This window comes from Lentzea sp. NPDC102401 (genome assembly GCF_044765805.1).
GTDB lineage: Bacteria > Actinomycetota > Actinomycetes > Mycobacteriales > Pseudonocardiaceae > Lentzea > Lentzea sokolovensis.
On sequence record NZ_JBIWKS010000010.1, the window covers coordinates 135,025 to 146,651 of the forward strand.

The 11,627-nt window shown below is 69.0% G+C and carries 10 protein-coding genes; 5 read left to right on the plus strand and 5 right to left on the minus strand.

Annotated features, from left to right (window positions below; all coding sequences use genetic code 11):
- Positions 1-7: 7 nt before the first annotated feature.
- On the plus strand, positions 8-481 hold the full coding sequence (locus ACIRG5_RS31170) for a hypothetical protein (RefSeq protein WP_402911184.1): 474 nt from the start codon (positions 8-10) through the stop codon (positions 479-481).
- Here ACIRG5_RS31170 and ACIRG5_RS31175 read toward each other — a convergent pair.
- Genes ACIRG5_RS31175 through ACIRG5_RS31185 form a run of 3 tightly spaced genes read right to left on the minus strand, consistent with a single transcriptional unit; the run spans position 478 to position 4,622 of the window.
- Entirely contained in the window at positions 478-2,565 is a 2,088-nt protein-coding gene (locus tag ACIRG5_RS31175) for a M6 family metalloprotease domain-containing protein (protein ID WP_402911186.1), read from the minus strand. The two genes, ACIRG5_RS31170 and ACIRG5_RS31175, sit on opposite strands and share 4 nt — an antisense overlap.
- A 51-nt stretch (positions 2,566-2,616) precedes the next feature.
- The gene (locus ACIRG5_RS31180) at positions 2,617-3,960 is read right to left on the minus strand and encodes an ATP-binding protein (protein ID WP_402911189.1); all 1,344 of its coding nucleotides are present in this window, start codon (positions 3,958-3,960) and stop codon (positions 2,617-2,619) included.
- Positions 3,957-4,622, minus strand: coding sequence for a response regulator transcription factor (locus ACIRG5_RS31185; RefSeq protein WP_402911191.1), 666 nt, complete (start codon positions 4,620-4,622; stop codon positions 3,957-3,959). The genes ACIRG5_RS31180 and ACIRG5_RS31185 overlap by 4 nt, the downstream gene beginning before the upstream one ends.
- A gap of 151 nt (positions 4,623-4,773) precedes the next feature.
- Here ACIRG5_RS31185 and ACIRG5_RS31190 point away from each other — a divergent pair, with 151 nt between their 5' ends.
- Both ACIRG5_RS31190 and ACIRG5_RS31195 read left to right on the plus strand, forming a co-directional pair.
- Positions 4,774-5,991 (plus strand): glycosyltransferase, encoded by a 1,218-nt coding sequence (locus ACIRG5_RS31190; RefSeq protein WP_402911194.1) that lies wholly within the window; start codon positions 4,774-4,776, stop codon positions 5,989-5,991.
- The gene (locus tag ACIRG5_RS31195; RefSeq protein ID WP_402911197.1) at positions 5,988-8,075 is read left to right on the plus strand and encodes an ArnT family glycosyltransferase; all 2,088 of its coding nucleotides are present in this window, start codon (positions 5,988-5,990) and stop codon (positions 8,073-8,075) included. Before ACIRG5_RS31190 ends, ACIRG5_RS31195 begins: the two co-directional genes overlap by 4 nt.
- Before the next feature lie 2 nt (positions 8,076-8,077).
- On the opposite strand, the gene ACIRG5_RS31200 is transcribed toward ACIRG5_RS31195, so the two are convergent.
- Entirely contained in the window at positions 8,078-8,857 is a 780-nt protein-coding gene (locus ACIRG5_RS31200) for a hypothetical protein (protein ID WP_402911199.1), read from the minus strand.
- Between the two features lie 309 nt (positions 8,858-9,166).
- Between ACIRG5_RS31200 and ACIRG5_RS31205 the strand changes: the two genes are divergently transcribed.
- Positions 9,167-10,477 (plus strand): DUF2252 domain-containing protein, encoded by a 1,311-nt coding sequence (locus ACIRG5_RS31205; protein ID WP_402911202.1) that lies wholly within the window; start codon positions 9,167-9,169, stop codon positions 10,475-10,477.
- Between the two features lie 46 nt (positions 10,478-10,523).
- The gene (locus tag ACIRG5_RS31210; protein WP_402911205.1) at positions 10,524-11,387 is read left to right on the plus strand and encodes a Scr1 family TA system antitoxin-like transcriptional regulator; all 864 of its coding nucleotides are present in this window, start codon (positions 10,524-10,526) and stop codon (positions 11,385-11,387) included.
- Between the two features lie 92 nt (positions 11,388-11,479).
- Here the strand turns inward: ACIRG5_RS31210 and ACIRG5_RS31215 are convergent, their stop codons facing one another.
- Positions 11,480-11,623, minus strand: a complete 144-nt coding sequence (locus ACIRG5_RS31215; RefSeq protein WP_319975421.1) for a hypothetical protein — start codon at positions 11,621-11,623, stop codon at positions 11,480-11,482.
- Between the last annotated feature and the right edge of the window lie 4 nt (positions 11,624-11,627).

Consider the following 11,627-nt stretch of genomic DNA (forward strand, 5'->3'; position numbering starts at 1 on the left):
TGGGTTCGTGGACACCAGGAAGCGAGTCGATCCCGTCCGGCGCGGTCGCACCATCCTGGGTGCGTCGTTGCTGCTCACAGCCGTCGCCGCGGGGACAAGGGCCGCCGTCGGGTTCAGCTACGCGGCCGAACTGGAGTCCGCGCTCCGGGCGAAGGACGGCCTGGAAGTCACGATCGCGCTGCACACCGGCCTGACGTACGCGTGGCTGCTGTTCGCGGTGCTGACCGGGATCGCCGCGGTTCCGTTGCTGGTCAACGGGTCGGGCCGGACGTTCGCGGCCGGTGTCTGCTACTCGCTCGGCATGCCGTTGCTGCTGTTCAGCATCGGCGTGATCGCCCCGGTCTCCACGGTCCAGACGCTGACGTGGCTGGCGTGTGGTGCCATCCTGCTGTTGGCGTGCTTCGTGATGCTGACGTCAGGGCCGGTTCCGCAGCGGCAGGCTCCGGACCGGCGCAGGCCGGTCCGGAGCCGTCACCGCTAGCGGCCGGTCACCGTGCAGGTGGCCGTCGCGGACCTGCCGGGATTGCTCTCCGACACGGCCGTGAGCGTCACCTTGGACATGATCGGCCCACTGCCCCGCTGAGCGTGCACGGGAACGTCGACCGTCCCGCCGAACTTGGCCGTGGCCAGCGCGTTGGGCACCGACACGGTCCAGCCGTTCTCCGCCTTCGCCGTCACGCGGTAGACGTCACCGTTGAGGTACTGGTCGACGGGCTCCGGGTGCTGTCCACCGGGAGGAGCCGTGCGGCCGGTGTTGGTCAACGGGAAACGGCACGTGGCGATGCCTGAAGAGTCAGCACGGGCGGCGGCCGGGTTGACCCGCACGCCGCGCTGCTGCGGTCCCGCACCGTCCAGCGACCGGACCGCCACCGTGTAGGACAGCACGCCACGGGAGTCGCGTTGCAGGTCCAGCACGTAGAAGTGCAGGCGGTTGGCCGTGTCGACGAACTCGAACTCGCTGCCGGAGTTCGTGCCCGCGTGCAGCAGCGCGTCGGACAGCTGGCGGTAGTCGCCGATCGTGATCGGGACCTTGGTGCCGTCGGGCAGGACGTAGTCGGTCATGCCGATGTCCTGCGGGTTCGCGTCGATCACCCACGTGAACGGTGCCGCGTCGGCGTTCTTGGTCTTGGCCAGCATCACGCCGGAGTCCGGGGTGAACGAGTCGGCGCCCATCCGGTCCACGACTTCGAGCGTGTAGTTGTTGTAGCCGCCACCGTCGCAGAACGGGTTGGTGGAGACGTTGCAGGACGGGGTCTTGTCGCCGGTGCCCAGCGCGAGGTTGATGCCCGTCAGGCCGGCGGTGCCGGGGTTGACCTCGCGCGCGGTGATCTTCGCGATGACCGTGCCGGAACCGGCCAGGGCTTCGCGCGACAGCCGCAGGACGTTCTTCTCGTCCACGATGCCGAGCTTGATCTTGTTGCGCAGGGTCTGCTGGGCGCCGAGCGACGCGCCGCCGGTCGCCGGGATGGTCCAGCGGGAGTGCGGGCCGCCGGGGCCGTTGAACGAACCGCGCGACAGCATGTCCCACGGGCCGCTGTAGTCACGGCGTGGCGGGCTGCCGTAAGGGTTGTTGTAGTTGTCGCCGATGCCGAGGATGTGGCTCAGTTCGTGCGCGTACACGCCCTGGCCGGAACTCTCGGCCTGGGTGGACGAGCCGCCGCCCGCGTTCGGCCAGATCGACGAGCCCGCCGCCCACGAGGTCCAGTCGACGTACCGAGTGCTCGACCAGTTCGGCAGCGCGGGGTCCGGCGGGCCGAAGGCGTCGGTCACGTCCTCCTTGGTCCGGAACTTCATCATCCCGAACTCCTGCCACGTGCCGGACTCGTCCTGGCCCGCCGACAGGTAGTAGGTGAAGTCGTAGCCCGCGGGCACCTCCGCGCCGACGTCGGCCACCCACGCGGCACGGCCGTCGGTGCGGATGTTGCGGTTGCAGGAATCGCCCGCAGGACAACCGGTTCCGCCCTGGAACTCCATGGCGTACTCGTGGTCCTTGCCCGGCATCGTGTACGGGCCGAACGCCTTCAGGTCGACGCCGTAGCGCCCGCCGGAGGTCTCCATCCAGTACTCGTGCACGGTGTGGCCGCGGTTGAGGCCGTTCGGCTTGTTGAGGAAGTCCTGGTAGAACTGCCCGACCTGCTCGCGCGGCACGTTGCTCGCCTCGGCGCTCGGATTGCCGAACACCGTGGAGTTCTTGGCCTGCGTGACGACGAACGGCTGGTTCGGGTAGTCCAGCAGGACCAGCGCGCCCTTGAAGGTGCGCACCGAACCCTTGACCGCCGGGTCGGCCCAGTTGGTGCCGGGGATCTTCTTGTAGTCCCGTTCCCACGTCATGTGGTCGGGGTTGACCCAGTTCTGCGGGTCGATCGGGCCGGGGAACCCGTTCTGCGCCAGCACACGCGCGGTGTCCCGGGACTGCTGCCACGGCTGCTGTTGCGGCCAGTGCTTGTACTGCCAGTGGTTCGACGGTTCGTCCGGGGGAGCTGCGGCGGAGTTGCCGGCGGTGAACATCGCGACCGAGAGGAACGCGGTGATCAGCAGGGCAGGGCGCCGGTGTCTGCGGTCCATACCACCACCGTGGTGCAGAGCGACCCGTGCGAACCAGCGCCGATCGTCTGATCAGTTGGCGGGCAGCTCGATTCGCACGGACGCACCGCGCGGTCTGGGCACGAATCGCACGCTGCCGCCGTGCACGGCCACGACGTCCGCCACGATCGCCAGCCCCAGGCCGGATCCGGGCAGGCCACGGGCATCGGGAGCACGCCAGAACCGTTCGAACGCCGAGTTCCGGTGCTCGAACGGCACTCCCGGTCCCTCGTCGCTGACGGTGAGCCAGCCCGGTTTCGAGCGGACGGTGATCGTGGAGCTCGCGGGCGAGAACTTCACGGCGTTGTCGAGCAGGTTGAGCACGCTGCGTTCCAGCGCGCTCGCGTCGCCGACGACCGACCAGCCGGCGCGATCGACGTCGAAGAGGTGGTCGTGGGCTCGGCTGCGGGCTCGTTCGACGGCCCTGTCGATCACCGCGGCCACGTCGACGGGCTCGCTGGCCAGTTCGCGGTCGTCGCGGGCGAGGACGACCAGTTCGGTGACGAGGTCGCCGAACTCCTGGCTCTGGGCCTGCAGGCGGTCGAGGACCTCGCGCCGCTGAGGCAGGTCGCGGCCCGTTCGTTCGCTGCGCACCAGCAGGTCGATGTTGGTGCGCAGGCTGGTCAACGGGGTGCGCAGCTCGTGCGCGGCGTCGTTGACGAGGTTCTTCTGACGGCGGCGGGACTCCGCCAGGGCGGCGGTCATGGACGTGAAGGCGCGGCCCAGGCGGCCCACCTCGTCCTGGCCGTCGACCGTGATCGCGGTGGCCAGGTCCTGGGTGCGCGCGATGTGCTCGGCGGTCTCGGTGAGGCGTTCCATCGGGGCCAGCGCGCGACGGGTCAGCCAGAGGCCGGTGCCGGCCACGAGCAGTGCGCCGAGGATCGAGACGGCCACCAGGACTCCTCCGAGCGTGGTCAGCGTGGTGTCGATCTCTGCCGTGCTGCGGCTCAGGATCAGCACCTCGCCGGTGTCCATCGGTTGCAGGAGAACGCGTGCCTCGGCGCCGGACTGGGTGACGCCGTCGCGGAACGTCGGTGTCTTCACGAAGTCGCCCGCGACGTTGACGACCGGGTCGACGCCGGGCGGCGCGCAGGTGCCGCCGTCGGCGTTCAGCGTCTGGATGCCCTGCAGGACCTGTTGCAGGCCCTCCGCCGGAACGCCCTGGTCGCAACGGATCTTGAACTCGCGCCGCTCCCCCGGTTCCAGCGGCTGGCCGATCCGCGGCGGCACGCTCGCGAGCAGTGACTTGTCGAGCTGCGAACGCAGGTTGTGCTCGGTGGCGAGCCAGGTGACGACGCTGATCCCGGCGATCGCGACCGCCACGACGCACGCGGTGATCAACGCGAGTTTGCTGCGCAGCAGGACAGGACGGCTCATGGCGACTCGCGCAGGATGAAACCCATGCCGCGCACGGTGTGCAGCAGGCGGGGGCGGCCGCCGGTCTCGGTCTTGCGCCGCAGGTAGCCGATGTACACGTCGAGGTTGTTCGTGCCGTTGTCGTGACCCCACACGGCGTGCTTGAGGTGTTGCTTGGTCAGCAACCGCTCGGGGTTGCCCAGGAAGACCGCGAGCAGGTCGAACTCGGTCGGGGTCAGGTCGAGCCAGTCGCCGCCGCGCACGACCTCGCGGGCGTCCGGGTCCAGCACGAGGTCGGCGAACCGGAGCGTGCGCGGGACCGCGCGCCGCCGGTTCTGCTTGAGCAGTGCGCGCACCCTGGCCAGCAGTTCTTCCAGCGCGAACGGTTTGACCAGGTAGTCGTCGGCGCCGGCGTCCAGGCCGGTGACCCGGTCGCCCAGCGCGTCGCGGGCCGTGAGCATCAGCACGGGCAGGCGTTCCCCTGCCGCGCGCAACCGGCGGCAGGCCTCCGAACCGTCGAGATTCGGCATCATCAGGTCGAGAATCGCCAGGTCGGCGCCCGCGAGCCGGACCAGTGCCTCCGCCCCGTCCGCGGCGGTGGTGACCTCGTAGCCCTCGAACTCCAGGCTGCGCCGCAGACTGTCCCGCACGTCCGGGTCGTCGTCCACCACGAGCAGTCGCATGCGCAAGACGGTAGGGCTCTTCGCTGTGAGCGAGCTGTGTGTATGCGCTCTAACGATTCTCTCAGCAGAAGCCAAGGACGTTCTCACGACAACGTCAGCAGGCTCGGTTGCACAACGGTCACAGCTGTGTCCACAGTGGAACGGAGATGACATGGCGGTGAGCACCGCACAGGCCACGGGGACGGTGGACATCATGATCCCCGTCTACAACGAGGAACGAGCACTGCCCGGCTGCGTCGAGGTGCTGCACGCGTTCCTGACCGAGCAGTTCCCGTTCGACTGGTCGATCGTGGTCGTGGACAACGCGAGCACGGACTCGACCATGGAGGTCGCCTGGGAGCTGGCTCAGAAGTACGAGCGGGTGCGCGTGCACCACCTCGACCGCAAGGGTCGAGGGCTGGCGCTCAGGGAGTCGTGGGGCTCCAGCGAGGCCGCGGTCGTCGTCTACATGGACGTCGACCTGTCGACCGGTCTGGACGGGTTGCTGCCGCTGGTCGCGCCGTTGCTCAACGGCCATTCGGACCTGGCGATCGGCTCCCGGCTGGCACCGGGTTCGCGCACGGTCCGCGGGCCGCGGCGGGAACTGGTGTCGCGCGCCTACAACGCGCTGATCAGACTGACGCACGGCGCGAAGTTCAGCGATGCCCAGTGCGGCTTCAAGGCCGCCCGTACGGAGGTCATCCGGCCGTTGCTCGGCCAGGCCCGCGACGAGGCGTGGTTCTTCGACACCGAGCTGCTGCTCCTGGCCGAGCACAACGGTTTGCGCGTGCACGAGGTACCGGTCGACTGGGTCGAGGACGTGGACAGCCGGGTCGACGTCGTCGGCACCGCCATCGACGACATCAAGGGGTTGATCCGCGTGGCGCGTGCGAAGGCCAACGGCACAGCTCGTGTGAACGGGCTGCCGCAACGACCTCAGCCCCGTGCCATCCACCCGGACGCCGTGCTGAGCCGCAGCGAGGGCGGACTTTCCTGGCAGGTGCTGTCGTTCGCGGTGATCGGCGTGATCTCCACGCTCGCGAACCTGGCCCTGTACGGCGTCTTCCGCCTCTGGTGGCCGGTGCTGGTGGCCAACCTGGTCGCCCTGGTCATCACGACGTTGTTCAACACGGAGGCCAACCGCCGCTTCACCTTCACAGCTCGCAACACCGCCCGCGGCAAGACGCATCTGCAGGGTTTCGTGGTGTTCGGGCTCTACTACGCGTTCACCTCGGCCGCGTTGCTCGTGCTGCCAGCGGTCTACCCCGACCCTCCTCGCGCTCTCGAACTGGTGGTGCTGCTCGGTTCTTCCGCGCTGGGCACCGCGGGGCGCTTCTTCCTGCTGCGGAGCTGGGTGTTCCGCCGGGACAACCGAAAGGACCAGGCATGACCGCCACGGCCGAAGTGGCCGCCCCCGCCGACGTGCCGACCGAACCGCGTTCTCCCCGTTGGCCCGCATGGGCTCTCGTGGCGATCTGCGTGCTGGCCGGTGCGCTGTACGTGTGGGCGATCGGCGCCGGACAGGTCGGCAACTCCTACTACGCGGCCGCGGCGAAGTCGATGTCGACCTCGTTCAGCAACTTCCTGTTCGGCTCGTTCGACCCCGCCGGTGTGGTGACGGTCGACAAGCCGCCGATGTCGTTGTGGCCCCAGGCGATCGCGGTGTGGATCTTCGGGTTCCACGGCTGGGCGGTGCTGCTGCCACAGGTGATCGAGGGCGTGGCGGCGGTGTTCCTGTTGCACCGCACCGTCCGGCTGTGGGCGGACGAGAAGGTGGCGCTGCTCGCCGCGCTGATCCTCGCGCTGACGCCGATCACCGTGGCGATCAACCGCGACAACAACCCGGACACGTTGCTGGTGTTGCTGCTCGTCGCTTCCGCCTATGCCTTCACCCGGTCGGTTCAGTCCGCGGAGAGCCGGTCGCGCACGAAATGGTTGCTGTGGTGCGCCTTCTTCATCGGCTGCGGTTTCCTGACCAAGATGCTGCAGGCGTGGATCGTGGTGCCCGGGTTCGCACTGGCCTACCTGGTGGGGACCTCCGCACCGGTGAAGCGCCGGATCCTCGACCTGCTGGCGGCCGGTGGGGTGCTGGTGGCGTCGTCGTTCTGGTGGGTGGCGCTGCACGCGTGGTGGCCGGGGTCCAAGCCGTACATCGGTGGGAGCACGGACGGTGGCGCGTGGGACCTGATCATCGGGTACAACGGCCTGGGGCGGGTGTTCGGCGGCGAGGGAAACCCCGGCGGCAGCGGCATGATTCCCGGTGACCTGCCCTCTGGCCAGATGCCACCGGGTCAGCTGCCGTCCGGCCAGATGCCCACCGGTCAGGGAGCGATCGAGCTCGGCGGTCCCGGTGGCGGTGGGATGTTCGGCGGCCAAGCCGGCATCACGCGCATGTTCGACGCCTCGGTCGGCGGGCAGATCTCCTGGCTGCTGCCGTTGTGCCTGCTGGTCCTGGTCGCGGTGTCCGTCGCGGGCGTGCTGCGCCGGCGGCGCGGGGTTCCGGGTGTGCCGGCCGAACGCGCGGGCTGGTTCATGTGGGGCAGCTGGTTGCTGGTGACAGCACTGGTGTTCAGCCTCGCGCAGGGCATCTTCCACCCGTACTACACGACGATGCTCGCGCCCGCCGTCGCGGCGATCAGCGCCGCCGGGATCGTGATGTTCTGGCGTGCCAAGAGCTTCGTGCGCTTCCTACTGCCTTTGTCAGTCGCGATCACGGCCGGATGGGCGTTCGTCCTGGTCTCGCGGGACACGTCGTACCACGGCTGGACGCGGTGGGCGGTGCTCGGGGTCGCTGCGGTCGCCGTCGTGGTGCTGCTCGTCGGCCTGCGCCGGGCGGGGCTGGTGGCGGCGGTGGTCGCGATGCTGCTCGTGCCTGCCGTGTGGTCGACCGCAGTCGCCGCGACGGCCAGTTCCAACGGCGTGATGCCCGCTGCCGGGCCGAACGAGCGCGGCAACGGCGGCTTCCAGATCTTCCGCAACGGGCAGCAACCGCCCAACGGGGTGCAACCACCGAACGGCAGGCAGCTGCCCAACGGGGTGCAGCCGCCCAACGGCCGGGGAGACCGGGGACCGATGATGGGCGGCCCTGGCGGCCAGACCACGCTCACCGACGAGCAGAAGCGAATCCTCGACTACGCCAAGAAGAACGGCAACGGCGCGGAGATCACCCTCGCGGTCGCCGGTTCGGCGCAGATGGCGTCGCCGTACATCATGGGCTCCGACGAGGTCGTGATCGGCATGGGCGGGTTCTCCGGCTCGGACAACGCGCCGTCGGTCGACCAGCTGCAGTCGTGGGTCGCCGAGGGCAGGCTCAAGTTCGTGCTCGGCGGCGGTGACCAGATGGGTGGTGGTCGCGGTCCTGGCGGCCGCGGCGACAACGGCCGCCAGGAGTGGATCACCGCACATTGCTCCACAGTGGACCCGAGCGCCTACGGCGGCGGATCAGGGCTGGAGCTGCTGGAGTGTCGTGCGTGAGGTCAGGGCACGAGTGCCCAGGCCTGCTGCGCGCTGGCCTTGCAGAAGGCGAGCCAGCGGCTCTGGGTGGTGATCGCGCCGTCGGAACCGGCACGGGCGAGGGCGGCTGAGGAGTTCTTCTGCGTCTGCGGACCCCAGTCACCGTCGATACCGGTGGAGATGCCCCAGATGTACTGGCAGGCGGCCTGGACGAAGTACGTCTGGGTCGCCGAGCCGGTGTTGAAGCTGGAGTCGCCGCTGCCCGAGATCGCGTTGTCGATGTGGGCGTGGTTGTGGTGCTCGGCGTTGTCCAGGTAGGAGATGACGTGCCGGAAGTGGTAGTGCAGGGACGCCATCGTTCCCCAGTACCGGATCCGGGCGGTGCGCAGGGCGTCGCCGGTGGAGTTCTTCCACTGGTCGTAGCGGCCGTTGAACGCCGTGAACGTCGCGCCCGTGTCGCGGTTCGTGATGAGCAGGCGCGCGAGGTCGAACGCCCTGCCCTCGCCGTGCATGCCCTCCTTGTTCACGTAGGCGCCGTACGAGTAGATCTTGTGCGGCGCGGTCCAGTGGTACGGCGTCCAGCTCCGCCAGTGCACGTGCCAGGTCTCCAGCCGGGCGTAGAACGCCGGCTCGTAGCGGAACGACGACGCGGCGCCGTTCACCTCGTAGAAGGTCGGCTGCGAGTTGATCTCGCTCTGGGTGACGAGGGTCGCCGCGGAGGCGCTCCCTGTGCCGAGCAGAACCGCCGCTGAGCCCGCCACACCCGCGGCGAGAATGCTCCGGCGCGACATCGATCCGTTCATGTCCGGAGTCTTGCCCCGGACATGAACGCGATCCCTAGTCCCGCGACCAGTCTTCGGCCGCGGGAACGCTGACCGGCACCTCCTCCTCGCGGCTCGCTTCGTCCGCGAGCACGCGACGCCGCTGTTCCTCGCTCGCACCGAACATGAAGCACATGCCTGCGACGTTAGGCGCGCCGTCCCCGTGCGGGCTTCTCGATTCCTGCTCGCTCTTCCGGTTTGGCCAGGTTTCGCGGCCAACCCGGACCGAACTGCCGGCGAATTTGCGTGCGCCCGCCTTCTCTCACGGACATCCGCGTGCTGGGATGCACCATGACTGATCGCGGCGACCGCATCGTGAGCGTGCTGGAGGAGGCCTTCGCCGGCCTGATGGCCGCCGACCCCGCCGCGTTCCGGCACAAGTTCCGCAAGATGGCGGCCGAGCCGTTCACGTTCTACCGGGGCAGCGCCTGCCTGTTCTACGCCGACATGGCCGAACTGCCCGACGAGTGGACCGACGAGCGCACCAGCCGCATCTGGATCCAGGGCGACCTGCACGCGCAGAACTTCGGCACCTACATGGACTCCGAAGGCACCCTGGTGTTCGACGTCAACGACTTCGACGAGGCCTACCTCGGCGCGTTCACCTGGGACCTCCGCCGCTTCGCCGCCTCACTGGCCCTGCTCGGCTGGCGCAAGGCATTCCCGGACAGCGTGATCACCGAACTGATCCGCACCTACGTCGCCGCGTACGTCGCCCAGGTCCGTTCGTTCAACGAGCGCCCCGACGACGAGCTCTTCAGCCTGCGCCTCGACAGCACCGAGGGCGCCCTGCGCCGCGTCCTGCAACGAGCCCGCCTGGCCACCCGGATCGGCCTGCTGGACGAGAAGACCGTGATCGTCGACTACGAACGCCGCTTCCGCCGCGACCGCGAAGGCACCCACGAACTGTCCGACGACGTCCTCGAGTCCGTCGCCCGCGCCTTCGCGTCCTACCTGGACACCATCCCGACCGGCAAACGCGCGTCGAGCCGCACCTACGCCGTGAAGGACGCGGTGGGCCGCAGCGGTTTCGGCATCGGCTCCGCCGGCCTGCACGCGTACAACATCCTGGTCGAGGGCCGCTCCCAGGCGTTGGAGAACGACGTGGTGCTCTCGATGAAGCAGGCCAACATCGCCGCGCCCAGCCGCATCGTTCCCGATGCGCGGATTCGCGAGTACTTCACCGACCACGGCCACCGGACCGCCGTGTCGCAGCGAGCCCTGCAGGCCCACGCCGACCCGTGGCTCGGCCACACCGAGATCGACGGCGTCGGTTACGTCGTCGCCGAACTCTCGCCCTACGAGGCCGACCTGGACTGGTCGGACCTCACCGAGCCCGCCGACATGCTCCCCGTGCTCGGCTACCTGGGCCGCGCCACCGCGAAGATGCACTGCGTGGCCGACTCGGACTCGTCGCAGACGCTCGTGGACTTCCAGTGCGAGGAGGCCATCGCGGCGGTCATCGGGGATCGCGAGGCCGACTTCACCGACTCGATCGTGGCGTTCGCCCTGGACTACGCGCGGCAGACGCGGGAGGACCACCGGCTGTTCGTGGACGCCTTCCGGGACGGCCGGATCAAGGGGGTCGGCGCGACCGCGTAGACCGTCCGGCGGTACGTTTGCAGCCAATCGAACGACAGGAACCTCGATGGCCCGTTCCGACGACGCCCAGCACGATCTGGACGACCTGGGTGCGCTTCTCCGCGTGCATCGCAAGAAGGCGCAGCTCACGGGAACCGAGGCGGCGCGGCGGGCCGGGTTCACGCAGTCGAAGCTGTCCAAGATCGAGAACGGCGTGCTGCTGCCGTCACCGCAGGACGTCCGCCTGCTGACGACGACACTCGGCATGGATCCCGGCGCGACGGCACATGCCCTTGAGCTGATCGACCGCCTGCAGGACGATTCGGCGGCGCGACGCATCGTGGTGCGCCGCGGAGCACTCACCGAGCACGCCGCGCTGCTGGCCAAGTTCAGCGAAGCCGGATGGGTCGTGGCCGCCGACCCCGCCGTCGTGCCGGACTGGCTGCGCACCCGCGAGTACCTGCTCGCGGCAGCCGGCCCGCTGTCCGAACGCAACATCAGGGCAGCGACCGCGTTGCAGCGCAAGCGGCGGAGGCTCATGGCCACGCCGAGCCTGCGGTTCGAGTTCTTCGTGTTCGAGCAGGCGATGCGCACTCACGTCGGTTCCGCTCGGATCATGAGCGAGCAGATGCTGGACCTGGCCACCGTCGGCGAGCGCCATCCGGATGCCGTCGTGCGTGTGATCCCGCGCGAAGCCGGTGTCACGCCCGCACTTCTGCACGGGTTCGAGATCCACGACGACCGTCAGGTGGTGCTCACCTTGATGCCGGGCGTTGTGGTGATCACGTCGGAGGACGACGTTCAGCCGTTCCGGCGGATGGTCGACTCGCTGCGGGCCTGCGCTCTGAGCGAGGACGCGTCGCGTCGCTGCCTGCGGCGATTCGGTCTGGCCTACAGGTCGAACGCGCTGACGGAGAAGTTCGCGAGTTGACCCCAGGTGGGCGTGCAGGCGCCCACCCGGGAACATTCAACCTGAAGTGAATTCGATTACCGAGGCGGGGGAACACCCGGCGTCGATCGAACTCAGTTCAACGGGCCTGACTGCTCGATCACGCTGATCCAGAAACGGCTGGCCTCGATCGCGTCCGGCGAATTGGTGTAGACCAAAACGAAGGCGACCGCGAGCATGCCGATCACGGGCAGCAGGCGGCGCAGGACGTTCTTCAACTGG

Bases quoted from the DNA above. Each gene is read 5' to 3' on its own strand.
- ACIRG5_RS31185 (WP_402911191.1), bottom strand. From the start codon at position 4,622: ATGCGACTGCTCGTGGTGGACGACGACCCGGACGTGCGGGACAGTCTG.
- ACIRG5_RS31180 (WP_402911189.1), bottom strand. From the start codon at position 3,960: ATGAGCCGTCCTGTCCTGCTGCGCAGCAAACTCGCGTTGATCACCGCG.
- ACIRG5_RS31190 (WP_402911194.1), top strand. From the start codon at position 4,774: ATGGCGGTGAGCACCGCACAGGCCACGGGGACGGTGGACATCATGATC.
- ACIRG5_RS31195 (WP_402911197.1), top strand. From the start codon at position 5,988: ATGACCGCCACGGCCGAAGTGGCCGCCCCCGCCGACGTGCCGACCGAA.
- ACIRG5_RS31210 (WP_402911205.1), top strand. From the start codon at position 10,524: ATGGCCCGTTCCGACGACGCCCAGCACGATCTGGACGACCTGGGTGCG.
- ACIRG5_RS31175 (WP_402911186.1), bottom strand. From the start codon at position 2,565: ATGGACCGCAGACACCGGCGCCCTGCCCTGCTGATCACCGCGTTCCTC.
- ACIRG5_RS31200 (WP_402911199.1), bottom strand. From the start codon at position 8,857: ATGAACGGATCGATGTCGCGCCGGAGCATTCTCGCCGCGGGTGTGGCG.
- ACIRG5_RS31205 (WP_402911202.1), top strand. From the start codon at position 9,167: ATGACTGATCGCGGCGACCGCATCGTGAGCGTGCTGGAGGAGGCCTTC.